At 61.8% G+C, this 24274-nt stretch carries 19 protein-coding genes; 8 read left to right on the top strand and 11 right to left on the bottom strand.

Translation table 11 applies throughout. The features are described from left to right. Positions 1-312 (top strand): NGG1p interacting factor NIF3, encoded by a 312-nt coding sequence (locus tag C4J90_RS21375; RefSeq protein ID WP_124420763.1) that lies wholly within the window; start codon positions 1-3, stop codon positions 310-312. A gap of 300 nt (positions 313-612) precedes the next feature. Here the strand turns inward: C4J90_RS21375 and C4J90_RS21370 are convergent, their stop codons facing one another. From C4J90_RS21370 to C4J90_RS21335, 8 genes are all read right to left on the bottom strand, one after another. After that, positions 613-6324, bottom strand: coding sequence for a membrane-targeted effector domain-containing toxin (locus C4J90_RS21370; protein ID WP_124420762.1), 5712 nt, complete (start codon positions 6322-6324; stop codon positions 613-615). 96 nt (positions 6325-6420) lie between these two features. After that, positions 6421-8127, bottom strand: coding sequence for an N-acetylglucosamine-specific PTS transporter subunit IIBC (gene nagE / locus C4J90_RS21365; RefSeq protein WP_124420761.1), 1707 nt, complete (start codon positions 8125-8127; stop codon positions 6421-6423). 26 nt (positions 8128-8153) lie between these two features. Next, positions 8154-10667, bottom strand: coding sequence for a phosphoenolpyruvate--protein phosphotransferase (gene ptsP, locus C4J90_RS21360; protein ID WP_124420760.1), 2514 nt, complete (start codon positions 10665-10667; stop codon positions 8154-8156). Positions 10668-10703: 36 nt separating this feature from the next. Beyond that, positions 10704-11714, bottom strand: a complete 1011-nt coding sequence (locus C4J90_RS21355; protein ID WP_124421241.1) for an SIS domain-containing protein — start codon at positions 11712-11714, stop codon at positions 10704-10706. Next, entirely contained in the window at positions 11707-12813 is a 1107-nt protein-coding gene (nagA, locus tag C4J90_RS21350) for an N-acetylglucosamine-6-phosphate deacetylase (RefSeq protein WP_124420759.1), read from the bottom strand. Before nagA ends, C4J90_RS21355 begins: the two co-directional genes overlap by 8 nt. 36 nt (positions 12814-12849) lie before the next feature. Beyond that, positions 12850-13581: a GntR family transcriptional regulator gene (locus C4J90_RS21345; RefSeq protein ID WP_124420758.1), complete on the bottom strand. Its 732-nt coding sequence runs from the start codon at positions 13579-13581 to the stop codon at positions 12850-12852. A 261-nt stretch (positions 13582-13842) separates the two neighbouring features. Then, positions 13843-14346, bottom strand: a complete 504-nt coding sequence (locus tag C4J90_RS21340; RefSeq protein ID WP_124364269.1) for a murein L,D-transpeptidase family protein — start codon at positions 14344-14346, stop codon at positions 13843-13845. Between the two features lie 37 nt (positions 14347-14383). After that, positions 14384-14932: an NUDIX hydrolase gene (locus C4J90_RS21335; RefSeq protein WP_124420757.1), complete on the bottom strand. Its 549-nt coding sequence runs from the start codon at positions 14930-14932 to the stop codon at positions 14384-14386. 146 nt (positions 14933-15078) lie between these two features. Between C4J90_RS21335 and C4J90_RS21330 the strand changes: the two genes are divergently transcribed. The 5 genes from C4J90_RS21330 to purT all read left to right on the top strand — a co-directional run bounded on the left by C4J90_RS21330 (position 15079) and on the right by purT (position 18305). Beyond that, the gene (locus C4J90_RS21330) at positions 15079-15681 is read left to right on the top strand and encodes a CoA pyrophosphatase (protein WP_016971944.1); all 603 of its coding nucleotides are present in this window, start codon (positions 15079-15081) and stop codon (positions 15679-15681) included. A 35-nt stretch (positions 15682-15716) separates the two neighbouring features. Continuing rightward, on the top strand, positions 15717-16238 hold the full coding sequence (locus C4J90_RS21325; protein WP_124420756.1) for a gamma carbonic anhydrase family protein: 522 nt from the start codon (positions 15717-15719) through the stop codon (positions 16236-16238). Continuing rightward, on the top strand, positions 16238-16453 hold the full coding sequence (locus C4J90_RS21320) for a DUF1289 domain-containing protein (protein ID WP_124371748.1): 216 nt from the start codon (positions 16238-16240) through the stop codon (positions 16451-16453). The genes C4J90_RS21325 and C4J90_RS21320 overlap by 1 nt, the downstream gene beginning before the upstream one ends. Positions 16454-16586: 133 nt before the next feature. Then, on the top strand, positions 16587-17054 hold the full coding sequence (locus C4J90_RS21315) for a VUT family protein (protein WP_124371747.1): 468 nt from the start codon (positions 16587-16589) through the stop codon (positions 17052-17054). Between the two features lie 69 nt (positions 17055-17123). After that, positions 17124-18305: a formate-dependent phosphoribosylglycinamide formyltransferase gene (gene purT / locus C4J90_RS21310; protein ID WP_124420755.1), complete on the top strand. Its 1182-nt coding sequence runs from the start codon at positions 17124-17126 to the stop codon at positions 18303-18305. Positions 18306-18423: 118 nt separating this feature from the next. Here purT and C4J90_RS21305 read toward each other — a convergent pair whose 3' ends face one another. From C4J90_RS21305 to C4J90_RS21295, 3 genes are all read right to left on the bottom strand, one after another. Continuing rightward, a complete protein-coding gene (locus C4J90_RS21305; RefSeq protein ID WP_124420754.1) occupies positions 18424-19737 on the bottom strand; it encodes an MFS transporter in 1314 nt (437 codons plus the stop codon). Positions 19738-20093: 356 nt separating this feature from the next. Beyond that, on the bottom strand, positions 20094-21332 hold the full coding sequence (locus tag C4J90_RS21300) for a transporter associated domain-containing protein (RefSeq protein ID WP_124415515.1): 1239 nt from the start codon (positions 21330-21332) through the stop codon (positions 20094-20096). Positions 21333-21344: 12 nt separating this feature from the next. Continuing rightward, on the bottom strand, positions 21345-22157 hold the full coding sequence (locus tag C4J90_RS21295; RefSeq protein WP_124420753.1) for an inner membrane protein YpjD: 813 nt from the start codon (positions 22155-22157) through the stop codon (positions 21345-21347). Positions 22158-22391: 234 nt separating this feature from the next. On the opposite strand from C4J90_RS21295, the gene ffh reads away from it, so the two are divergent. Beyond that, the gene (gene ffh, locus C4J90_RS21290) at positions 22392-23768 is read left to right on the top strand and encodes a signal recognition particle protein (RefSeq protein WP_124420752.1); all 1377 of its coding nucleotides are present in this window, start codon (positions 22392-22394) and stop codon (positions 23766-23768) included. Between the two features lie 252 nt (positions 23769-24020). Then, positions 24021-24272, top strand: a complete 252-nt coding sequence (rpsP, locus tag C4J90_RS21285) for a 30S ribosomal protein S16 (RefSeq protein WP_003175899.1) — start codon at positions 24021-24023, stop codon at positions 24270-24272. Positions 24273-24274 lie beyond the last annotated feature (2 nt).

Genomic DNA, 24274 nt, shown 5'->3' with positions numbered 1-24274 from the left:
ATGTACAAGCTCGCCTTCTTCGTACCTGACAGCCACGTGGAGACGGTGAAAACCGCCGTCTTCACAGCCGGCGGCGGGCGCATCGGCGACTACGACAACTGCGCCTGGCAAGTGCTGGGGCAGGGCCAATTTCGCGCGTTGGACGGCAGCCAGCCGTTTATCGGGCAGGTGGGCCAAGTTGAAGTGGTGGAAGAATGGAAGGTTGAGCTGGTGGTGGCGGATGAGTGGATCGTGGCTGTTGTGGCTGCGCTCAAACTGAGTCACCCGTACGAAACGCCAGCGTATGAAGTGTGGCAGTTGGCGGATTTTTGATCTGTTGGCTGCATAAACAAGAAACCCGCTGGGCCCGTTTGGCCGGCGGGTTTTTTGTTGGCTGCGAGGGCCTCATCGGGAGCAAGCCCCCTCCCACATTTTGATCGGTGCCAGACTTGGCAATGCGGTCATATGTGGGAGGGGGCTTGCCCCCGATGAGGCCAAAACAGCCACTACCTCTCTAAACCCTGGCGCTGACGCCACCGCTTCCAGCTGGCGCACATTCGCTCGGCCACCCAGCGCATTCAGCCATTTCTCGGCCTCCTGCACATTACCGCCATGGCGCCCAGGGCTTTCAACTCAGTACGGCGCAGGGATCAGTTTCACCTGGTCACGAATGGCATCGATCAAGGCTGTCTGGTAGACAAAGCGCTGCTGCGCCATGTCCCAGCGATCAATGTAGAACATCCCCTGATCGTCCACCTGGATTGGGGTCGAGACGATTTCGCCGCTTCTGGATTTGTGCAGCAGGTTGGTTTCTGCCATCGACGGGTGCTCGACCAGAAAGTGCCCGGTAGCTTTCAGCCGTGTTCTGTCCAGCGGCACGAAGGCGGCCGGTTCATGCTTGCCGGGCACGCCGACGTTCAACGTAAAGTCACTGCGTAACGCCGTCCAGCGGGTTTCCAGGTTTGTCTCCCAACGGCCGGGGCGGATGTTGCTTGACAGGCTGGGCGCGACATCGCGGATATGCAGGCTTACAGCACCTTGCAGTTGGGCCAGGCCAGGCACTTGCTGGAAGGTGTTGGTGTGGCCGCTGCCGATGAACGCCACCCATTTGTGCGGACCATTTGCCGCCTGGTCAGCGTTGATGACGCGTGAGGCAAAGTAATTGAACATCTCGTTGCGGGCGTCGGAACCCGCGCCTTTTACGTGGTAGCTGGCGCTGCAGTCGAGCGCACGCACCCGAATGCCGTATTTATTGGCGGCCTGGATGACCTGTGAATAGGTATTGGGCCCGCTGTAGAGCGGCATGTGACCGACGTCCTGAGATCTTAGATAGCTTTGCAGGTTGCGCGGCATGTGCGCTGTTCGAAAGAACGTATCCAGGTCTGCCTGGTGCAGGTCGGTGAGCAGGTGCTCAACGTAGAGAGTTTTGACCTCCAGTGCCTTGAGTTTTTTCATGTGTTTTATAAGGAACGCCTTGCTGGACTGTGCCTCGTGGGCTTCACCAATGACCAGTCCGGGCAGCGTGCTCTTGTTGAGCGTTTCAAGGAAAGGCTCGGCCTGTGTTTTCGTACCCAGCGCGGAAAGATCCGGGCGGGCCGGTAGTTCATGGCTGCTCAGAAACTGTTTGGCATCCTTGTGCAGGCGTTCCCGGATGCTCTTGAAGGCAAAGAACGCCTCGCGCTGGCTTGGGCCTGGCACATAGTGTGTATCCAGGCCATAGGGCTGTTGCGACTGGGTGCGGATGCTGTCACGCAGGGAGGGGGCGATATCGTATTCGCTGTAATGCCCAACGGCGGGGAGTGCCGCCGCAGCGGATGGGCCTGGCTGCTCGACAGCCTTGTAGGGAGTTTGCATAGTCAGGCGGTAATCGCCTTTGGCGAGGGCATCACCGGCGATGTTTCCCGGACTGTCGACCCAGATGCCCACGGGCTGGTCGAGGCCCACATCTTCAACCCGCATAGCTACCGCCTTGTGCAGGTCGGCGAGCCCTGGCTTCTGATTGAAGGTGGTCATGCGCGCAGGATCGACCAAGGCAATCCAGCGCTCGTCCGGCAGGTCCTCGATATCGGCTTCCAGGACTTTGTGCGAGTAGAAGTTTCTCAGGGCGCTGTCTCGCGGTGTGGTGGGTGGGGTATCCCCCAGGCTCAGCATATCGTCCAGCTGGTAGGAGGTTGAGGCGTCCAGCGCCCGTACCTTCAAGCCTTTTTTCTGCGCCTCGTGAACCAGGCCCACGTAAGAGAACCTGGCGTCTTCGGCGAAGCCCAAGGCTTTGTCGATGGCTTTCAAGTGCTGTTTGATATTCCTCCAAGAGCCTCCACGGTTGAGCTTTTTCAGTTTTTCGCGGAAGACATCGTTGGGCAGGTACTCCACATACAAGCGTCTGAAGCCTTTTTTAATCAGGGCGTCCATGTTTTCGATCAACAGCTGTTTGCTGGCGATGGAACCCGGGACGGCGCCAATGACCAGATTGGGGTTGGCAGTGAACAGGGCGCTGTCGGTCAGCGCGGACACATCAGTCGTCACTTCGACGGCTGGAACCTCCACGCGAGGAGCTCCGAGCGGACGAGCGTTGAAGAAATCCTGTGCATCGTTGGTCAAGTGGTTCACTTGCTGTTGGTAAACCGTATGGGCTTTTTTCAGGTCCATGGCGGCGAGGTCCCGCATGAGCCCTGGATCATCCAACCAATCATCGGCAGCCGTGAGCATCTCCTTCGAGTTGGGGTTCACAACCGCCTGCATCTTGCCCTGGTACTTGGCCGGTATCTCATAGTTTTTCAGCCTGTCGGGAGACTCCGCGACTTTTTCATACTTCGGTGCACCACCTGTCACGCCGGTGCGTTTCCATACGCCTTGGGCATCGGGTGCGGCCAGGCGAGTGGTCGACACCAGTTTGCCGGTGGCCGGGTCCAGGCGATACAGCAAGTAGCGACCAATCGGATCAGGAGTCTTGGGGGCCCAGAGCAGTTCTCCATTAAACCAGGCGGACTGCATACCGGCAGGAGCGAGCGGGGTGGGTTCGAGCGGGCTGATCAGTTTTAACGACGGTGTGTTTGCAAGGCGTTTGGGAGGCTGGCTCAGGCGTTTCACTGAATCCAGTGCCGGTCGCAGGTCGGTGAATACCGCGCCGGCACTGTTGAGTAGATAACCCATGAAATGTTCCAGCGCTTTGGCGTTATCACCTTGATGATAAGCGTGCAGTGCCAGCATGCCATCCTTGAACGCCAGCAACAGGCCGGCACTCAGGCTCAGGATGGGGAATGGCGCGGTGGCGATGGCCGTAACCCATTCCACGCAGGTCCATAAGATTTCGGTGATCATGTGTGTGCGGTTGACGGTGGTGGCTGCCACATCGTCGATGATGCGTTGCAGCTTCATGTTGTACAGGTCTTTGCGTAGATCGAGCAGCGGCGCCTGTGCGTGAGTCGAGTCATACCGTGCGGGGCTGACAGTGGTTCTGTCCAGATGCTCGGGCAGTTGCTCCTTGGCCTTTTCCAGAAAGGCCTGGACCCTGATCCTGGATTGGGTGGGGACGCGCGCGATGAGGTACTGGATCATCCCCGGCGTTTTTATCAGCAGGTAGTTGAACAACTTGGCTTCGCGCCAGCGGATACCGTCCGGTGCATTGGGGGTATAGAGCAGCGTGGGATTGTCGCCATGGCTGAACAGGTAGGTGCCTATCACCCAATCGCCGTCGATCATCAGGCGGTGAATGGCATAGTCGAGACGGGTTTGCGCCGATGTACTGCCCATCGTTGCGATGCTGCGTTCCAGCCAGGGCAAGTCGACGCTGGCGATATGGCCCTGCAATTGACATTCAAGGGCTGCGTTCTGCATTTGCGTTTGGGCCAGGACCAGCGTGGCATTGCGCCGCAGGTCATAGTCCGGGCTGCCAGCGTTCAATAGCCTGGCCTTGATCTCGTTGGTATAGCGTTGACCGATCCAGACACCCGTGACCGAACGCGCGACATTTTCCGCCGTCAGCAGGCTGAGGTCTACCTTGTCCGGACCTTTGAAGCGTGCGGAGCGAGAAAATTTCTCGTCGAGGAAGCCGATGCCATCCGCATACCCATCGCGGTAGAGCTGGGTGTAGGAGATAGGCGCGGGTGTGGACGTGCCTTTCAACGAAGGCGGCGAGTAGGCCCACACAGTGTCAGGGTCGACCGCGTTGCGAGGGTGACCGAGCAGTGTGTTCAGACGTATCTTGGCCTGTTCATGCAAATAGTCGGTAAAGGTTGGGACGCTCGCTTCGGACAGCGGAAAGTCGTTATAGGTACGCAGCCCACCTTCGGCGTCCTCCGCCAGTTTCAGCAGTTTACGACGAGTGTCGGCAGGCGCGGAGCGGTACCAGCCTGGCGTACTGAACTCGTAGTCATCGACACGGGTGGCCAGTACATGGGCCGCCATGTCCTTGAGGCAATCGGCGTGACTGCGACTCGGACTGAAGGTGACTTCTTCGTGCTCAAGGTCCTGAGGCTTGAAGCTCAAGCCTCTGAGTACCTGCGTCATCGTGTTGCGAAAACGCAGGGCAACGCGGTTGATCAGGTAATCGGTCAGGGTGCCGGGGGGCGTTTTGATGCCGTTGTCCAGAGCCCAGCCGAGGACATGGCTCTGGCAGGCCGCATCACTGTTGAATGCCTGAAATTGTTGCTCACGCGCAGCTTCTGGCGTGCATAGCAGCACACGTATGACCACATCCTCGGCGTTGCGCTGACGCAGCACCCAAAGGTCCTGCAACTGGGCTTCATGCAGTGACACGGTCGAGGCGCTCAGGCCGGTACCGGTGCCTTGGCGCAGGCTTTGGATCAGGCTGTAGTCGTTCTCGCTGAGGTGACCTTGCAACAGCGCCGCATAGGCCAATGCGTTGATTCTGAGATCAAGCATGGCTTCGATGGCTCGGCTGACTTCAGGCTTGGAATGCATCTGTTTTTGCAGGTCGCCAAAGTCGATACGTGGTTGCAGCGTACCCAACTGTTCCAGCAGCCAGGCGGGCGTCAGGTGGTTGTACTCCTGCTCCAGCGCTGCGCCGTTGTAGGTCAGCGTGGTCTTTTTCAGGAAGTCGGAGTCGACGTTCTCATCGCCGGTATGCGGGCCGCGCAGGGCCAATTCGACCAGGCTTCGGTCGTGCTCATATTCGCCGATGGGGTCGAGCACACGGCGAGTGTTGACCTCTATCCGCTGCGGGTCGAGGTCGTGGATTTCCAGGTCGTCGCTCAAGCGTTCCAGCCATTGGTAACGAGCCAGGGCGTGGGGCGTGGTGACCGGCCCCAGCAAGTCCAGCAGGTGCTGTCGCGCTTCGTTATAGCGGCGCAAATGGTCGGCCAACGTCGTCCGGCGCGCCTCGTTGGCGCTGCGGTACCAGTCCGGCGCGCTGTGGCGCAGCCATCTGTCCAAAAGCACCTGGGCACGCCATTCAAAGCGAGCAGTAAGGTCGGGCAGGGCATCGGTAATGGCACGGTCCAGCGCGTCCATCAGCAGGCCCGCGTCGTTGTGAGGATTGTTGACCAGGCTCAAGGCCCGGTCGATGTCCTCGCCTCGTTTGGTGATCAGGGCGTTGTAGGTATGTTCGAACAGCGGCGCGTCGTCGATGGGGGCCAGGGTCAGTGGCCAGATCGCCTCTGGGGTGATGGCGTGGTAACGCACCGCAAGCAGGCTCAAAACTTCATGGCGCTCACCGGCGTTATCCAGGCGTGATCGCAACCGGGTATTCAAGTCGGTCAATGAGTCGAAGGTTTCGATGCCGCGTGACGGTGTGAACAACAGCACCCTGCCCACTGCCGCGTTGGCCGTCATTTCGCTCACCACGGGGCTGGATTTTTCGGTGAGGACAAAGGCCCCGGCCAGTTCGACGGTTTGGTCCTGGTACTCCATGGTCAGTGCGTACTGGCCGGGACGTTGCGTCGGGCCCAATGGGAGGCGATCGAGCATTGCTCGCTCTTGCGGGTGCAGCAGGCGGTCCATCTCTCCCAGGGCGGCCTCGTGGGTCAGGGCCGTGTAACCCGCTTCATACGTCATGAAGGATTTTTGGCTCTTGCCATCGATTTGCTCACGAAGATCAAGCGCCTGCAACCGGGTGTTCAGTGTGGTCTTGAGAACGCTCAGCAGCGTCTGCCCTTCAGGGCTGGCCAGGTTGCTGCGGGTCAGTGCCTGGTAAAGCGCACGGCCTTTGCGCAGGTACTGTTCGCGGTGCTGTTTCAACTGAACATTCAAGCGCTCCAGATAAGCCAACTCGGTGGATGCTTTCTGGTCCGGCAGCAACGGCGTATCGACCTTGAGCAGGTGATGGCCGATCAGGTTGAGCGAGCCTTTGATTTCATCAAAGGACGGGGGGGGAGTGGAAGTGCTCACGGGTACGGGCTCCATGCCGAGGGTAAGAACCCTCAGCATGGAGAACCGTGGTTGGGAGCAGGCCGTAAATAAGTAGCGGGATCAGGCGATGAAGCGTTAAGCGCCCGCGCCGATCTGCCGAGCACCGACCAACCGCTCCAACGCATCACCCAATCCCGGCGCCTTGTCACCAATCAACAGATGCCAAACGCCGCTGTCCAGCCGACTGACGCCCTGGCAACCCAGTGCAGTGAGATCAGCCTCTGACAACACCGAATCATCCCCCAACTCCACCCGCAATCGCGTCATTGCCACGGTTTCCAACTGCCGCACATTCTCTCGGCCACCCAAGGCGCTCAGCCACTTTTCGGCTTCCTGCACATCCACCGCCACCGGCTTATCCACAGGCGCAACCGTCACCGACGCACTGGCAACAAAAGACGGCATCGCCAACCGAATCTCATCGGCAATGCTATCCGCCATCGGGCCGACCACTACCTGCAAACTCCCACCATTGCCCGGCCGCACCACGGCCATGGCGCCCAGCGCTTTGAGTTCGGCATCCATCGCCTTGTTGCGGTCGAGCATGTCCAGGCGCAGGCGCGTGGTGCAGGCGCCGACGCTGAGCAGGTTGTCCGCACCTCCCAATGCGCGGATGTAAGCCGTGGCGCGTTGGTTATCGCTCATCGTTTCAGCCGGTGCCACCTGGATATCTTCACGGCCCGGTGTCTTCAGGTTGAAGCGGCGGATGCAGTAACTGAACACCGTGTAGTAGATCGCCGCATACGCCAGCCCCACCGGCACCACCAGCCAGCCGTTGGTGGATTTACCCCAGCCGAGCACCATGTCGATAAACCCACCGGAGAAGGTGAAGCCCAGGTGGATGTTCAGCATATTGGTGATGGCCATCGACAGGCCAGTGAGCACGGCGTGGATCAGATACAGGAACGGCGCCAGGAACATAAAGGCAAATTCAATCGGCTCGGTCACCCCGGTCAAAAACGAGGTCAGCGCCATCGACAGGAAGATCCCGCCCATCACCTTGCGGCGCTCCGGCATTGCGTTGCGGTACATCGCCAGGCACGCGGCGGGCAAGCCGAACAGCATCACCGGGAACATGCCGGTCATGAACTGGCCGCCCTTCGGATCGCCGGCAAAATATCGAGTCAGATCGCCCGTCACCACCGCGCCCGTCACCGGGTCGGTAAAGCTGCCGAACACGAACCACGCCATGTTGTTGAGGATGTGGTGCAGGCCGGTGACGATCAACAGGCGGTTGAACACGCCAAACACGAACGCGCCGAGGCTGCCGCTTTCCATCAGCAACACGCCGAAGCTGTTGATGCCGTGCTGGATCGGCGGCCAGATCAGGCCAAAAATCACGCCCAGTCCCACCGCCGAAAAGCCTGTGACAATCGGCACGAATCGCCGCCCGCCGAAGAACGCCAGGTACTCCGGCAGCTTGATGTCCTTGAAGCGGTTATACAGCCCACCGGCCATCAGGCCACTGGCGATACCGGCGAGCATGCCCATGTTGATGGAGGTGTCCATCACCTTGAGCGTGGAGATCATCACCAGATAGCCAATCGCCCCTGCCAGGCCGGCCGTGCCGTTATTGTCGCGGGCAAAGCCGACGGCGATGCCGATGGCGAAGATCAATGCCAGGTTGGCGAAGATGGCCTGCCCGGCGTCGTGCATCACCGCGATGTTGAGCAAGTCGGTGTCGCCCAGCCGCAGCAAGAGGCCGGCGATCGGCAGGATCGCAATCGGCAGCATCAGTGCGCGGCCCAGGCGTTGCAGGCCTTCGATGAAATGTTGATACATGGCGTGTCTCCCTATTCTTGTTGTTTTCAGCTCAGCGGCCAGTGGTGTTGACAGGCATGGCGAACGGCTTTGGCGCTGCTCAGGTCGAGCAATCCTTGGCTCAATTGCCGGCATTGCGCCGCGTCCAGGTGGCGGACGCGGTCCTTGATTTCGCCGATCTGCGGTGGGCTCACCGACAGCTCGCTGACGCCCAGGCCGATCAGCACCGGCGTAGCCAGTGGGTCAGAGGCGAGGGCGCCGCATACGCCGACCCAGCGCCCATGTTTCGCCGCACCGGCGCAGGTCTGGGCGATCAGCCGCAGCAAGGCCGGGTGCAGTGCATCGACGCGGGCGGCGAGGCCTGCGTGGTCGCGGTCCATGGCCAGGGTGTACTGGGACAGGTCATTGGTGCCGATGGACAAGAAGTCCGCATGCTCGGCCAGTTGCTCGGCCATCAGCGCAGCGGCGGGCACTTCGATCATCACCCCCAGTTCGGGGCGCTGGGTCAGTGCCAGCTCTTCGCACAATTGATCCAGGCGCTGGCGGATCTGCAGCAGCTCATCCACTTCGCTGACCATCGGCAGCAGTATGCGGCAACGCTGCAGCGGGCTGACTTGCAGCAGCGCGCGCAGTTGCAGGTCGAGCAGTTCCGGGCGTACCTGGGCCAGGCGAATGCCGCGCAGGCCCAGCACCGGGTTGGCTTCGACAGGCAGCGGCAGGTAATCGAGTTGTTTGTCGCCGCCCACGTCGATGGTGCGGATGATCACCGACTTGTCGCCCATGGCATCCAGCACGGCTTGATAGGCCTGGCGCTGCTCCTGTTCATCCGGCGCGGTGCGGCGGTCGACGAAGAGAAATTCGGTGCGCAGCAGGCCGACGCCATCGGCGCCGTTTGCAAACGCCAGTTGGGCTTCGGCGCTGGAGGCGACGTTGGCGGCGATTTCAATGCTCACGCCATCGAGGGTGCGCGCCGGCAATCGGGCCTGGGCCTGTTGCTGCTGGCGGCGGACTTTCTGCGCGTCACGAATCTGGTGGACTTCAGCATGGCGAGCATCGCTGGGCGCCAGTTCCAGGCGGCCATTGGCGGCGTCCAGCACCACGCGCTGGCCCTGGGGCACCTCGAGCAGCTCGGCACCCAACGCCACCACACAAGGCAAGCCTTTGCCCCGCGCCAGAATCGCGACGTGGGACGTGGCGCCGCCCTCGGCCATGCAGATCCCCACGGCATGCTGTTCGCTCAGTTGCAGCAGGTCCGAGGGGGTGAGTTCATGGGCGCTGACAATCGCTCCGGCGGGCAATTCGAAGTGCCAGGCTTCACCCAGCAGCGCACGCAATACGCGTTGTTGCAGGTCGCGCAGGTCGTTGGCGCGTTCGGCAAACAAGGGCTTGCCCAGTGCCAGCAATACCGCGCACTGGGCCTGGATCGCATCGCGCCAGGCATGGGTGGCGGCGCTGCCCTGAGCAATGGCGTCGGCAGCGGCTTGCAGCAATGCCGGGTCTTCCAGCAGCGCGAGGTGCGCGGCGAAGATCTCTTCTTCGTCGACGTTGTTGCGTTGGCGGGCGTGGTCCAGGGTGCTGCGGATTTCGCCGCGCACCTGCTCCAGTGCCGTGTCGAAACGCTGCTTTTGTTCGTCGGCCGAATGGTTACCGGTGTCTTCCGGCAGCTCAATGCCGGTCAGACGAAACAGCGGGCCGCACACCAGGCCGGGGGCTGCGCACACGCCTTGCAACACATCGGCTTCCACACTGGCGCGACGTGGTACGGCCGCCACTGCAGGAGCGTGGTGATCTTCGCGGATCGCCACGGACAACGCCGCGATCAACCCTTGCAGCGCCGCATCGGCATCGTTGCCACGGCAGGTCACGCGTACTTCGTCACCTTCGCCAATGCCCAACCCCATCAAGCCAATCAGGCTGTCACACGATGCCGACTTGTCAGCGAAGTGCAGGTGCGCCTGGCTGCTGAAACCCTGGGCGGTCTTGCGGATCAGCGCCGCGGGGCGCGCATGCAAACCGCCGCGATGGGTGATGCGTACGCTGGCGCTGGCTTCGGCGCTCGAGTTATCCACAGCCGCTTGGACCGGGGCGCTCGAACGCAGCGTCACCCGCATCAACGGCTCCCCGACCTTGACCGTGCTGAGCGGGCAGGGCGTCAGTTCGAAGCGGTCGCTGTTGGTCAGGATGATCAAGCTCACCAGGCTCTTGCACTGGCGCGCAATGCGGTCCAGATCAAATTGCACCAGCGCCTGGCCCTGGCTCACCCGCGCGCCTTCCTTTACCAGCAAGGCAAAACCTTCACCATTGAGTTCCACGGTGTCGATGCCGACATGCATCAGCACTTCGGCACCGTTGTCGGCGCGCAGGGTCAGCGCATGTCCGGTGCGGGCGACGTGGATAATCACCCCATCACACGGCGCGTGCAGGCAATCGTTCAATGGGTCGATGGCAATACCGTCGCCCATGGCGCCGCTGGCGAACACTTCGTCGGGGACGCTGCCCAGGGCCAGCACCGGCCCACTCAAGGGAGCGCTAAGGGTCAGTCGGTTATTGTTGTTGGACATGGGCACGGTACTCATCAGGAAAACACGGCAATCGACTCAGTGAGTGCGAGTGACTTTGCTCAGGTGACGGGGCTGGTCGGGGTTCATGCCCCGGGCCAGCGCCAGGCCTGCCGCCATCACGTAGAAACTCTGGATGGCCAGGATCGGGTCCAGGCTCGGGTGTTCGGCGCGGCTCAGGGTCAGGTCGCGTTCGGCGACATCGTCCGGCGCCGCCAGCAACACACGGGCGCCGCGATGGCGCATATCGGCGGCCAGGGTCAGCAGGCCGGCCTGCTCGGCGCCGCGTGGGGCGAACACCAGCAAGGGGTAGTCTGCGTCGATCAAGGCCATCGGCCCGTGGCGCACTTCGGCGCTGCTGAAGGCTTCGGCCTGGATCGCCGAGGTTTCCTTGAGCTTGAGCGCGGCTTCCTGGGCGATGGCAAAACCGGCACCACGGCCGATCACCATCAAGCGCTGGCTGCCTTTGAGCGCCTCGATGGCCGCGCGCCAATCCTGTTTGGCCGCGTCACGCAGGCCGTCGGGCAGCGCCTTGCAGGCTTGCAGCAGGTCGGCTTCCTGGTTCCAGTGGCCGACCAGCATCGCGCTGGCGCTGAGCGTGGCGATAAAGCTCTTGGTGGCGGCCACGCTGAGTTCCGGCCCGGCACACAGCGGCACATGGAACTCACAGGCGGCTTGCAGCGGCGAGTCTTCGGCGTTGACCATCGAGATGCTCAAGGCCCCGCGTTTGCGCAGCAGGCGCAGGCTGTTGACCAAGTCCGGGCTTTGCCCCGATTGCGAGAAACCAAACGCCACCTGGCCGCTGACCTTCAATGGCGCCTGCAGCAAGGTCACCACCGACATCGGCAGCGACGCCACCGGAATGCCCACATGCTGCATGGCCAGGTAGGCGAAGTAGCTGGCGGCATGGTCCGAACTGCCACGCGCAACGGTCATCGCCACTTGCGGCGGCTGGCGGCGCAGGCGACCGGCGACGTCTTCGAGTATCGGCTCCAGGCGTTGCAGTTGCGCCGCGACGGCGTCACAGGAGGCCAGCGCCTCTTCAAGCATTTTTGAAGTCAATGGCTTCTCCTTCGACCATTACGTCGGTGAGTGTCAGGGAGCGGTCCAGGCGCACGCAGTCGGCAAAGCTGCCCGGTTGCAGGCGACCGCGTTCTTCCAGGCCCAGGTAGTCCGCAGGAAATTGCGACAAGCGTTGTGAGGCTTCGCTGATTGGCAGGCCGATCTTCACCAGGTTGCGCAGCGCCTGGTCCATGGTCAGGGTGCTGCCGGCCAGGGTGCCGTCCGCCAGGCGTACGCCGCCCAGGCACTTGGTCACGGTGTGGCTGCCCAGCTTGTATTCGCCATCGGGCATGCCGGCGGCGGCGGTGGAGTCGGTGACGCAATACAGGCAGGGGATCGAGCGCAGCGCCACGCGCATGGCGCCGGGGTGTACGTGCAGCAGGTCGGGAATCAACTCGGCGTAGGTGGCGTGGGCCAGTGCGGCGCCGACGATGCCCGGCTCGCGGTGATGCAGCGGGCTCATGGCGTTGTACAAATGGGTAAAGCTGGTGGCGCCGGCGGCGAGGGCGGCGACGCCTTCTTCATAACTGCCCAGGGTGTGGCCGATCTGCATGCGCACGCCGCGTTGGCTGAGGGCGCGGATCAGGCTGTCGTGGCCGGCGATTTCCGGCGCAATGGTGATCACGCGGATCGGCGCCAGGCGCAGGTAGGCTTCGACTTCGGCCATCAAGGCGGTGTGGGCGAAGTTGGGTTGGGCGCCAAGTTTTCCCGGATTGATGTAGGGGCCTTCCAGGTGTACCCCGAGCACGCGAGCGCTGCCGGTAGGACGCTGCTCGCAGAAGGTGCCGAGCTGGCCGAGCACGCGGGAGATTTCGTCGACCGGCGCGGTCATGGTAGTGGCCAGCAGCGAGGTGGTACCAAATCGCACATGGGTGCGGGTGATGGTCTCGAAGGCCTCGACGCCTTCCATGATGTCTTTGCCGCCGCCGCCGTGCACATGCAGGTCGATAAAGCCGGGCAGCAGATAGGGCAGGTCGTTGTCGGCCGGATTGCAAGGCGTGCCTTCGATGGCGACGACCTTGCCGTGCTCGTGCACCAGGCGGCCGCGGATCCAGCCGCTGGGCGTAAGGATGTTGTCTTCGGACATGGGCAGTTCTCTAAAGCCGCGACGCGGCGGCAAGTCTTACCTACGCAGCTCTGCGACAAAGTCGTAGTAGTCGTTGCGGCAATAGGTGTCGGTGATTTCTATGGGGGTGTTATCCAGCGTGTAGCCGACCCGGGTCATCAGCAGCATGGCGGTGCCGGGGGCGATGCCCACCAGCTTGGCGAATTCATCCGATGCGTTGATCGCCTGTACATGCTGCAGGGCACGGACGATGGGCTTGCCGATACTGTCGAAGTATTCGTACAGCGAGCTGCCCAAAGCCTGCGGCTGTGGCAGCACCGAAGCGGGGACAGCGGTCATTTCAATGGCCATGACTGTGTCGTCGGCTTTGCGCAGGCGCTTGAGGCGCGCCACTTTGTCATTGGTCGACAGGCACAGGCGGATCAGTTCTTCATGGGTCGGCGGGGTGATGTCGCGTTCAAGCCATTGGGAGCCGGGCACAAAGCCCTTGAGGCGCAGCATCTCGCTGAACCCCGACAGGCGTGACAGCGGCTGTTCCAGGCGTGGCGTAATAAAGGTGCCGGAGCCCTGGCTGCGGCGGATCAGGCCCTGGTCAAACAGCACTTCCAACGCTTTGCGGGCGGTGACCCGAGAAATGCTCAACTGCTCGCTGAGCGCGCGTTCCGACGGCAGGGCTTGCTCGGAGGTCCACTGGCCGGCATGGATCGCCGCTTCGAGCTTGCGCGCCAATTGCAGGTACAGCGGCGTGGATTGTTTGTCGTCAGGGCGCAAGGCCAGAATGGGATTCATCTGTCAGGTTTCCGATGCGGTTATTGGAGTGTTGTCGCCCGGTATGGGTCGGAAATTAATACCACTTAAATACCATGTCAATGCAGCCTCAACGGTGCATTCAATGGATTAAGGCACCGCAACGGTGCCTGGCATCAAGTGGTATTAGAAAGGTCTTTATGCCGCACGCAACGGCGCAGCCCGTGCGGTGAACTGGTATTCACCGGCAGGTGCTGCTCGGGGCAGGAAATATTTTCGAATTATTTTACGAGTGGTCGCAGATCAGGGCCGAATCTCGATCAGGGTGCCGTCCTTGACCAGGCTCCAGACCTCACGCATATCCACATTGCGCATGCCGATGCAGCCGTCGGTCCAGTCCAGGGTGTGGAACCACTGTTCCGGGTAATCCTCGGTGTCCGGGGTGCCGTGGATCATGATCATGCTGCCCGGTTTGACCCCCTCGCGGCGGGCGCGGGCGGCGTCGCTGATGTTGGGGTAGGAGATGTGCATGGCCAGGTTGAAGCGTTCGCTGGTCTTGCGCCAGTCGATCCAGTAGAGGCCTTCGGGCGTGCGGCGGTCGCCCTCGAACAGCTTGTGGCCCTTGGGGTTTTTACCCAGGGAAATGCGATAGGTCTTGAGGGGCTTGCCGTCGTTGATCAGCTGCAACTGGTGGGCGGATTTGAGCACCAGGACTTTTTCGACGGGTTTGCCGCCGAGTGTTTCCACCGTGGAGGCCGAGGACAGGGTAGCGAACGACAGGCAGAGAAGAGCAAGCAACCAACGCATTGAAACGGTTTCCCTTTGGCGATGAGTGGCCGGCTTGTTATTGGGCGGGCTTGGACAGGGGTGGCACCGACTCGCTGCGCACCGGGAACAGCTGTTGCCGACGGTCAGCGAAGAAGCATTCTAAGGTACGCCCGACCGTGCGGAAAGCCAGCTCGGACCAAGGGATATCGGCTTCAGCGAACAGCTTCACTTCCAGGCTTTCCTGGCCTGCGGCGAAGTCCAGGTCGACCAGCTCGGCGCGATAGAAAATATGCACCTGGCTGATGTGCGGCACGTCAATCAGCGTATAGAGGCTGAGGTTGCGCACGCGGGCGCAGGCTTCTTCCAGGGTCTCGCGCATGGCCGCCTGGGCCACGGTTTCACCGTTTTCCATAAAGCCTGCGGGCAGGGTCCAGTAACCCAGGCGCGGCTCGATGGCGCGACGGCACAGCAGCACTTTGTCGCCCCATACCGGCAGGGTACCGGCAACGATATTGGGGTTCTGGTAATGAATGGTCGCGCAGTGATCGCAGACATAGCGCAGGCGTGCGTCGCCTTCGGGGATGCGTTGGGTAACCGGTTTACCGCACTGGCTGCAGAAGTTCATGCTGGGGTTCCTGGAGAGTGGGCCTATCTTGGCTTGGCAGGCAGGGCGCTGCAAGTTGTCGTTTAGCGACATGCCGCTGGTTTTGGGCTTGGGCGCCCGCCCGCTTTGGTGCATGATGCAAGGTAGCCAACAGACCGAGATGACTCATGCTGGACGAGCTACTTCGCCGGGTAAGCAATCACACTCCCCACACCCTGGAGACTGACGGGCGTTTCCCCGAGGCCGCGGTGCTGGTACCGATTACTCGCAGTGACGAACCCGAGCTGATCCTGACCCTGCGCGCCAGCGGCCTGTCGACCCACGGTGGCGAAGTGGCCTTTCCCGGCGGGCGCCGCGACCCCGAAGACCCGGACCTGATCTTTACCGCCCTGCGCGAAGCCGAAGAAGAAATCGGCCTGCCGCCGGGGCTGGTCGAAGTCATCGGGCCGTTGAGCCCGTTGATCTCCCTGCACGGCATCCGCGTAACGCCGTACGTGGGCGTCATCCCCGACTACGTCGAATACCTGGCCAACGACGCCGAGATCGCAGCGGTCTTCAGCGTGCCCCTGGATTTCTTCCGCCAGGACCCGCGCGAGCACACCCACCGCATCGACTACCAGGGCCGCAGTTGGTATGTGCCAAGCTACAGGTTCGGCGAATACAAGATCTGGGGGCTGACGGCTATCATGATCGTCGAGCTGATCAATCTGCTCTATGACGATGCCAAGATCAGCCTGCACCAGCCACCCAAGAGCTTCATCAATATCTAAGCCGTCGTTTGAATGGCAAGCCGTGAGGGACAACCATGAAATACCGTCTGGACGATGCCTGCGTCGAGACCCATACACAGAGCTGGGTGGCGCCCAATGCCACATTGGTGGGCAAGGTCAGGCTGGAGGAGGGCGCCAACGTGTGGTTCAACGCGGTATTGCGTGGCGACAACGAACTGATCCTGATCGGCAAGAACAGCAACGTGCAGGACGGCAGCGTGATGCACACCGACATGGGCTACCCACTGACCCTCGGCACCGGCGTGACCATCGGCCATAACGCCATGCTGCACGGCTGCACGGTAGGCGACTACAGCCTGATCGGCATCAACGCGGTGATCCTCAACGGCGCGAAGATCGGCAAACACTGCATCATCGGCGCCAATTCATTGATCGGCGAAGGCAAGGAAATTCCCGATGGCTCGCTGGTGATGGGCTCGCCGGGCAAGGTGGTGCGTGAGCTGACCGAGGCGCAGAAGCGCATGCTTGAAGCCAGTGCCGCGCACTATGTGCATAACGCGCAGCGGTATGCGCGTGACTTGGTCGAGCAGGAATAATGAGTGCAGTTGAAAGGCCTGTTGCCTCGCCCTGTGTGAGCATTTGTGCGCTGGACGATGACGATATTTGCATCGGTTGCCAGCGCAACGTGGATGAGATTACGCGGTGGAGCCGCATGGACAATGCCGAACGCCGGGCGGTGCTGGGGTTGTGCCATGAGCGGGCGGTGGCGAGTGGGGTGGTGTGGATGATGCCCAAGCGCTCGGGCGGCTGATCGATTGCTATCGGGGGCAAGTCCCCTCCCACACTTGAATGTATTCACAGATCAAAATGTGGGAGGGGGCTTGCCCCCGATGAGGCCCTCCCAAACAACACATTTCCAAATCTTATCCACAGGTCCATCCCCCATGCTCTTCCTGGTCGCCTACATCAGCAGCGTCGTGCTGATCAACTTCGCCTTTTCCACCGCGCCACACCTGGACGTCATCTGGTCCGCCTGGGGCGGCCTGGTGTTTATCCTGCGTGACATGGTGCAAACCCGCTTCGGCCACGGCGCGATCATCGCCATGCTGGCGGCGCTGGTGCTGTCGTATATCACCTCCGACCCGTCCATCGCCCTGGCCAGCGCCACGGCCTTTGCGGTGTCCGAGTGCATCGACTGGCTGGTGTTCAGCATCACCCGGCGCCCGCTGCACGACCGCCTGTGGATAAGTTCGGCGCTGAGCATTCCCCTTGATACGTTTATCTTCTTCGGCTTGATCGGTGCGCTGACGCCGGCCGTGGCGGGCACGGCGCTGGTGTCGAAATTCGCCGGTGTCACCGTGGTGTGGCTGATCATGGCCTGGCGCATCCGCCGGCGCGCCGTCGCCAACTGAGGCCAAGGTGTGCAGTTCATGTAAAATGCCGGCCTTTCTCCCCCTGATCCGCTCCCCTGAGGACTTGAGATGACCCGAATCGGAACTCCATTGTCGCCAACCGCGACCCGCGTTTTGCTGTGTGGCTGCGGTGAGCTGGGCAAGGAAGTGGTAATCGAACTGCAACGCTTGGGCGTTGAAGTGATTGCCGTGGATCGCTACGCCAACGCGCCGGCGATGCAGGTTGCACACCGTAGCCATGTGATCAACATGCTCGATGGCGCCGCGTTGCGTGCCGTGATCGAGGCGGAGAAGCCGCACTTCATCGTGCCGGAAATCGAAGCCATCGCCACTGCTACCCTGGTCGAGCTGGAAGCCGAAGGCTTCACCGTGATCCCGACCGCGCGTGCCACATCGCTGACCATGAACCGCGAAGGCATCCGTCGCCTGGCCGCCGAAGAGCTGGACCTGCCAACCTCGCCGTACCACTTCGCCGACACTTTCGAGGACTACAGCAAGGCCGTGCAAGACCTGGGCTTCCCCTGTGTGGTCAAGCCGGTGATGAGTTCCTCGGGCAAGGGCCAGAGCCTGCTGCGCAGCGCGGACGATGTGCGCAAAGCCTGGGATTACGCCCAGGAAGGCGGTCGGGCCGGCAAGGGCCGGGTGATCATCGAAGGCTTTATCGACTTCGACTACGAGATCACCCTGCTGACCGTGCGCCACATCGGTGGCACCACGTTCTGTGCGCCCGTCGGCCACCGTCAGGAGAAGGGCGACTACCAGGAATCCTGGCAGCCCCAGGCCATGAGCCCGATTGCCCTGGCCGAATCCGAGCGGGTTGCCAAAGCGGTGACCGAAGCCCTGGGTGGCCGTGGTTTGTTTGGCGTGGAGCTGTTCATCAAGGGGGATCAGGTGTGGTTCAGCGAAGTGTCGCCGCGCCCGCATGACACTGGCCTTGTGACCCTGATTTCTCAGGACCTGTCGCAGTTTGCGCTGCACGCCCGCGCCATCCTGGGCCTGCCGATTCCATTGATCCGTCAGTTCGGGCCTTCGGCGTCGGCGGTGATCCTGGTGGAAGGGCAGTCGACGCAGACGGCATTCGCCAACCTCGGCGCGGCCTTGAGCGAGCCGGATACGGCGTTGCGTCTGTTCGGCAAGCCTGAGATCAATGGTCAGCGCCGCATGGGCGTGGCGTTGGCGCGGGATGAGTCGATTGAAGCGGCTCGAGCCAAGGCGACCCGGGCTTCCAAGGCTGTAGTTGTAGAGCTGTAACCTCAGCTTGATCATTCCCACGCTCCGCGTGGGAATGCCTCTTGTGACGCTTTGCGTCATGCTTTGGGACGCAGAGCGTCTTGGGCTGCATTCCCACGCAGAGCGTGGGAACGATCAGTCAGGCCACCCTGTTCAAATCATTATCCCGCGTCTCTTTCAGGCACAGCACAGCAATCAGACTGAGCAACGCTGCCGCCGACACATACCCACCGACATAACTCAACCCGCCCATCGCCACCAGCTTGGTCGCGAAGAACGGTGCGGCCGACGCCCCCACGATTCCACCCAGGTTATACGCCGCCGACGCACCGGTATAACGCACGCGGGTCGGGAACAGTTCCGGCAGCAGCGCGCCCATCGGCGCGAAAGTCACGCCCATCAGGAACAGCTCCAGCGCCAGGAACAGCGCCACGGCCCAGGTTGAGCCGTGGGTCAGCAGCGGCTCCATGGTAAAGCCCGACAGGATTGCCAGGACCGCGCCGACAATCAGCACCGGCTTGCGCCCGTAGCGGTCGCTGGCCAGCGCTGCCAGCGGCGTCGCCAGGCCCATGAACAGCACTGCGAAGCACAACAGGCCGAGGAAGGTTTCACGGCTGTAGCCGAGGGTCGACACCCCGTAGCTCAGGGAAAACGCCGTGGTGATATAGAACAGCGCATAGCACACCACCATCGACGCAGCGCCCAGCAGCACCGGCAGCCAATGCTGGCTGAACAGTTCCACCAGCGGCACTTTCACCGGTTTTTCCTTGGCCACGGCATTGGCGAACACCGGCGTCTCGTGCAGCTTGAGCCGTGCGTACAGGCCCACCATCACCAACGCCGCGCTGAGGATGAACGGAATGCGCCAGCCCCAGCTGCGGAACTGCTCGTCGTTGAGGCTCATGGCCAGGATCAGGAACAAGCCGTTGGCCGCCAGGAACCCGATCGACGGGCCCAGTTGCGGGAACATGCCGAACCAGCCGCGCTTGCCCTTGGGGGCGTTCTCGGTCGCCAGCAATGCCGCGCCGCCCCATTCCCCGCCCAAGCCCAGGCCTTGGCCGAAGCGCAATACACACAACAGAATCGGTGCCCAGGCGCCAATGCTGTCGTAGCCCGGCAGCAAGCCGATCAAGGTGGTGCACACGCCCATCAGCAGCAGTGAGGCCACCAACGTCGACTTGCGGCCGATACGGTCGCCAAAGTGACCGAACAGCGCCGAACCCAGTGGGCGTGCTATGAACGCGATACCGAATGTCAGGAACGACGCGAGCATCTGCGCGGTGCCGGACGTTTGCGGGAAGAACACCGGGCCGATGACCAGTGCCGCAGCCGTGGCGTAGATATAGAAGTCGTAGAACTCAATGGCGGTGCCGACGATGCTCGCGGTGGCCACACGGGCCGTCGAGTTGGTCGGGGCGGCGGTTGCGGCCTCGTTGTTATAGGTGGTGCTCATGGCAGTATCCCGGATTGGTCATTGCGCGTTTGGACGCGGATTATTATTGGTCGAACACCCATGGATCAGGGTTTTGCGCGGGGTGGCTCGGGATGGGAGCAAACACCGCTCGGACAGGGTAAAGCGCTGCCTGGACGCGCTGAGTGCGGGTAGCACGCGGTCGGGCGGGGGCTTGGGTAAGCCGCAGGGATTATAGGAAGGGGTTTGGAAATACAACAAGTAGCTGGAGCGCCGCAAATCAAAATGTGGGAGGGGGCTTGCCCCCGATTGCGGTAGATCAGTTATAGATGAGCAGACTGATACACCGCCATCGGGGGCAAGCCCCCTCCCACATTGAGTTCTTGTGTGTCAGGAGGTTATGCGGCGACGGGCACGTGGCTGGTATGCCAGATCAGCACCTTGCTCACCCGGTTGTCCTCGGTCTCGAGGATTTCCAGGCGGTAGCGGCCTATTTTCAGGCACACCGCGCAGTCCGGAATGGTCTCCAGCGCTTCGGTCACCAGGCCGTTGAGGGTCTTGGGGCCGTCGCTGGGCAGGTGCCAGCCCAGGCTTTTGTTCAGTTCGCGGATCGAGGCAGCGCCGTCGATGATGTAGCGGCCATCGGGTTGGGCTTCGACATGGGGGTTATCCACAGCCTGGTCGCTTTCGAATTCGCCGACGATTTCTTCGAGGATATCTTCCAGGGTCACGATGCCCAGCACTTCGCCGTACTCGTCCACCACCATGCCCAGGCGCCGCTGCTGCTTATGGAAATTCAGCAGTTGCAGCTGCAGAGGCGTGCTCTCCGGCACGAAGTAGGGTTCGTGACAGGCGGCGAGCAGCGCTGCCTTGGTCAGGCTGGCATCGGGCAGCAGATGCTGGACCTGCCGGGTGTTGAGCACCGCTTCGACCTGGTTGATATCGCTGTGGAACACCGGCAGCCGCGTGCGCTGGGAGGTGCGTAGTTGCTCGATGATGTCTTCGATCGGGTCATCCAGGTTGATTCCGTCCACTTCGCTGCGTGGCACCAGGATGTCGTTAACGGTGATGTTGTCCAGGGCATGGATGCCCGGCATGCTGGGCATGCGCTCTTGGTCGGCGTCGTGCTGCGGCTCGTCGTCGTGGTCGGACGAAGGTTCGTCGCTCTTTTTCACTATGCCCGGCTTGCGCGCGAACGGGCGCAGCAACAGCAGGCTGATGCCATTGAGCAGCCAGGCAGCGGGATAGAGGATTTTCAGCGGCACGCCCAGCAGGGCGTTACCGAAGCCCAGTATGGCCTGTGGATAACGGGTAGCCAGGGCGCGGGGCAGGTAGTCGGCGAGGATCAGCAGCAACGCGCATGAGATCAACCAGCCGAGCCACGGCCCGTTCTGGGCCCAGGCATAGATCGCCAGCAGCGTGCAGAGAATCACGACGGCTGCACGACACAGGCTGTTGCACAGGATCAGGCTGTGGCGCGGGAAGCTCAGGCGCGCGGCGGCCTTGTCACCCTGGCGTGTGCCGGGGCGCAGGGCCAGCAGGTGTTGTTGCGCGGCTTCGATGGCGGTAAACAGTGCCGCCCATAAAATCAGCAGGGCAATTACGGCGAGCATCGGCCCAAGGGGCAAGTTGTCCATGATCGCCGCCCGTCAGATATGCAGGATGTATTCGCGAACCAGCTTGCTGCCGAAATAGGCCAGCATCAGCAGGCAGAAACCGGCCAGGGTCCAGCGGATGGCCTTGTGCCCGCGCCAGCCGAGGCGGTTGCGGCCCCACAGCAATACGCTGAACACCACCCAGGCCAGGCAGGCCAGCAAGGTTTTGTGCACCAGATGCTGGGCGAACAGGTTTTCGACGAACAGCCAGCCGGAAATCAGCGATAGCGACAACAAGGTCCAGCCGGCCCACAGAAAACCGAACAGCAGGCTTTCCATGGTTTGCAGCGGCGGGAAGTTCTTGATCAGCCCGGACGGGTGCTTGTGCTTGAGCTGGTGGTCCTGCAACAGCACCAGCAGCGACTGGAACACCGCGATGGTGAACATGCCGTAGGCCAGGATCGACAACAGGATATGGGCGAGGATGCCCGGCTCTTCATCGATCACCTGGACGGTGCCGGTGGGCGCGAACTGCGCCAGCAGCACCGTGAGCATGCCCAGCGGGAATAAAAGAACGAGCAGGTTTTCGACCGGAATCCGGTAGCACGCCAGCAGCGTCAGTGCGATCACGGCGGCGGCGATCAGGCTGGCGGCGCTGAAAAAATCCAGGCCCAGGCCAACCGGGGTCAGCAGGTGGGTAAACAGACTGGCCGCATGGGCCAGCAGGGCCAGCACGCCAAGGCCGACCAGCAGACGTTTGTCCGCTTTGGCGCCTTGGGCCAGACGAGAGCCCTGATAGAGAGTCGCAGCGGCATACACGATGGCGGCGGCGAGGCTGGGTAGCAAACTGGGTGACAAGGGGAGCATAAATCCTGATAGGCAAGCCCGAAAGGCGCTGAGTTTGGCACACACCTGCGCTGCACGAAAGACTCCCGGGCCAGACAGCGGGTGTGCATGGACGCAGTCTTCGCTATAATCCGCGACCTGCCCACGCCGCAGGCTCGCCGAGCGCTGTTTTTAATAGCGATTTACCACAGCCTGGGCCGCCATTACCTCGGTCTACCAATGCATTTCGATGAATAGGGCCTGAAAGGATCGCGCATGTTTGAAAACTTGACTGACCGTCTCTCGCAGACGCTGCGCCACGTAACCGGCAAGGCCAAGCTGACCGAGGACAATATTAAAGACACCCTGCGTGAAGTGCGCATGGCGTTGCTGGAGGCCGACGTGGCCTTGCCGGTGGTGAAGGACTTCGTCAACTCGGTCAAGGAGCGTGCGGTCGGCACTGAAGTGTCGCGCAGCCTGACCCCGGGCCAGGCGTTCGTGAAGATCGTCCAGGCCGAACTCGAAAGCCTGATGGGCGCGGCCAACGAAGATTTGAACCTCAGCGCCGTGCCACCGGCCGTCGTGCTGATGGCCGGCCTGCAAGGCGCGGGTAAGACCACCACCGCCGGCAAGCTGGCGCGCTTCCTTAAGGAGCGCAAGAAGAAGTCGGTGATGGTGGTATCGGCCGACGTCTACCGTCCGGCCGCGATCAAGCAGCTGGAAATGCTCGCGGGCGAAGTGGGCGTGACCTTCTTTCCGTCGGACCTGAGCCAGAAGCCGGTTGATATCGCCACTGCGGCTATTAAAGAAGCCCGGCTGAAATTCATCGACGTGGTCATCGTCGATACCGCCGGTCGCCTGCACATCGATGAAGAGATGATGGGCGAGATCAAGGCGCTGCATGCCGCGATCAACCCGGTCGAGACGCTGTTCGTGGTCGACGCCATGACCGGCCAGGATGCCGCCAATACCGCCAAGGCCTTCGGTGACGCACTGCCGCTGACCGGCGTGATCCTGACCAAGGTCGACGGCGACGCCCGTGGCGGTGCCGCGCTGTCGGTACGTGCCATCACCGGCAAACCGATCAAGTTCATCGGTATGGGCGAGAAGAGCGAAGCGCTCGAACCGTTCCACCCGGAGCGTATCGCCTCGCGTATCCTCGGCATGGGCGACGTGCTCAGCCTGATCGAACAGGCCGAAGCCACGCTCGATAAAGATAAGGCCGACAAACTGGCCAAAAAGCTGAAGAAGGGCAAGGGCTTCGATCTCGAAGACTTCCGCGACCAGCTGCAGCAAATGAAGAACATGGGCGGCCTCGGCGGCCTGATGGACAAGCTGCCGAACATCGGCGGCGTGAACCTGGCGCAAATGGGCAACGCCCAGGGCGCGGCAGAGAAGCAGTTCAAGCAGATGGAAGCCATCATCAACTCCATGACCCCGGCCGAGCGCCGCGACCCTGAGCTGATCAGCGGTTCGCGCAAGCGTCGGATCGCCATGGGTTCCGGCACCCAGGTGCAGGACATCGGCCGCTTGATCAAGCAGCACAAGCAGATGCAGAAGATGATGAAGAAGTTCTCCGCCAAGGGCGGTATGGCCAAGATGATGCGCGGCATGGGCGGAATGTTGCCCGGCGGCGGTATGCCGAAAATGTAAAGTATTCGAGCGCAAGCCTTCGCTTGCGCTCCGACCCACAGGGATGTGGGATCTCCAGCAAACCCGCCGTTGGCGGGCGCTGACTTGCCGTTTTAACCGACGGCTCTATAGCAGATCTGAATGGCACGCTGATAGGCGCCAGAAAAAGACATTTGCAAAAGTCCGGATATTCCTTAGAATATGCGGCCTTTCGGGCACCTATGCCCGCTGTGCATTTAGATTTGCAGCACCGACTACAGGAACGATGTTCACATGCTAACAATCCGTCTTGCCCTTGGCGGCTCCAAAAAGCGCCCGTTTTACCACTTGACCGTAACCGACAGCCGCAACCCGCGCGACGGTTCGCACAAGGAACAGGTTGGTTTCTTCAACCCTGTTGCTCGTGGTCAAGAAGTTCGTCTGTCCGTGAACCAAGAGCGCGTAGCCTACTGGCTGAGCGTGGGTGCACAGCCATCCGAGCGCGTTGCAAAGTTGTTGAAGGACTCGGCTAAGGCCGCAGCCTGAGC

Source organism: Pseudomonas sp. R2-60-08W, assembly GCF_003852335.1.
In the GTDB taxonomy this organism is placed as follows: Bacteria; Pseudomonadota; Gammaproteobacteria; order Pseudomonadales; family Pseudomonadaceae; genus Aquipseudomonas.
This window is presented reverse-complemented; position numbering and strand designations above follow the sequence as displayed.

Coding starts and splice junctions, on each gene's coding strand:
- C4J90_RS21375 (WP_124420763.1), top strand. CDS start 1: ATGTACAAGCTCGCCTTCTTCGTACCTGACAGCCACGTGGAGACGGTG.
- nagE (WP_124420761.1), bottom strand. CDS start 8,127: ATGTATCAACATTTCATCGAAGGCCTGCAACGCCTGGGCCGCGCACTG.
- ptsP (WP_124420760.1), bottom strand. CDS start 10,667: ATGTCCAACAACAATAACCGACTGACCCTTAGCGCTCCCTTGAGTGGG.
- C4J90_RS21355 (WP_124421241.1), bottom strand. CDS start 11,714: ATGCTTGAAGAGGCGCTGGCCTCCTGTGACGCCGTCGCGGCGCAACTG.
- nagA (WP_124420759.1), bottom strand. CDS start 12,813: ATGTCCGAAGACAACATCCTTACGCCCAGCGGCTGGATCCGCGGCCGC.
- C4J90_RS21345 (WP_124420758.1), bottom strand. CDS start 13,581: ATGAATCCCATTCTGGCCTTGCGCCCTGACGACAAACAATCCACGCCG.
- C4J90_RS21340 (WP_124364269.1), bottom strand. CDS start 14,346: ATGCGTTGGTTGCTTGCTCTTCTCTGCCTGTCGTTCGCTACCCTGTCC.
- C4J90_RS21335 (WP_124420757.1), bottom strand. CDS start 14,932: ATGAACTTCTGCAGCCAGTGCGGTAAACCGGTTACCCAACGCATCCCC.
- C4J90_RS21330 (WP_016971944.1), top strand. CDS start 15,079: ATGCTGGACGAGCTACTTCGCCGGGTAAGCAATCACACTCCCCACACC.
- C4J90_RS21325 (WP_124420756.1), top strand. CDS start 15,717: ATGAAATACCGTCTGGACGATGCCTGCGTCGAGACCCATACACAGAGC.
- C4J90_RS21320 (WP_124371748.1), top strand. CDS start 16,238: ATGAGTGCAGTTGAAAGGCCTGTTGCCTCGCCCTGTGTGAGCATTTGT.
- C4J90_RS21315 (WP_124371747.1), top strand. CDS start 16,587: ATGCTCTTCCTGGTCGCCTACATCAGCAGCGTCGTGCTGATCAACTTC.
- purT (WP_124420755.1), top strand. CDS start 17,124: ATGACCCGAATCGGAACTCCATTGTCGCCAACCGCGACCCGCGTTTTG.
- C4J90_RS21305 (WP_124420754.1), bottom strand. CDS start 19,737: ATGAGCACCACCTATAACAACGAGGCCGCAACCGCCGCCCCGACCAAC.
- C4J90_RS21300 (WP_124415515.1), bottom strand. CDS start 21,332: ATGGACAACTTGCCCCTTGGGCCGATGCTCGCCGTAATTGCCCTGCTG.
- C4J90_RS21295 (WP_124420753.1), bottom strand. CDS start 22,157: ATGCTCCCCTTGTCACCCAGTTTGCTACCCAGCCTCGCCGCCGCCATC.
- ffh (WP_124420752.1), top strand. CDS start 22,392: ATGTTTGAAAACTTGACTGACCGTCTCTCGCAGACGCTGCGCCACGTA.
- rpsP (WP_003175899.1), top strand. CDS start 24,021: ATGCTAACAATCCGTCTTGCCCTTGGCGGCTCCAAAAAGCGCCCGTTT.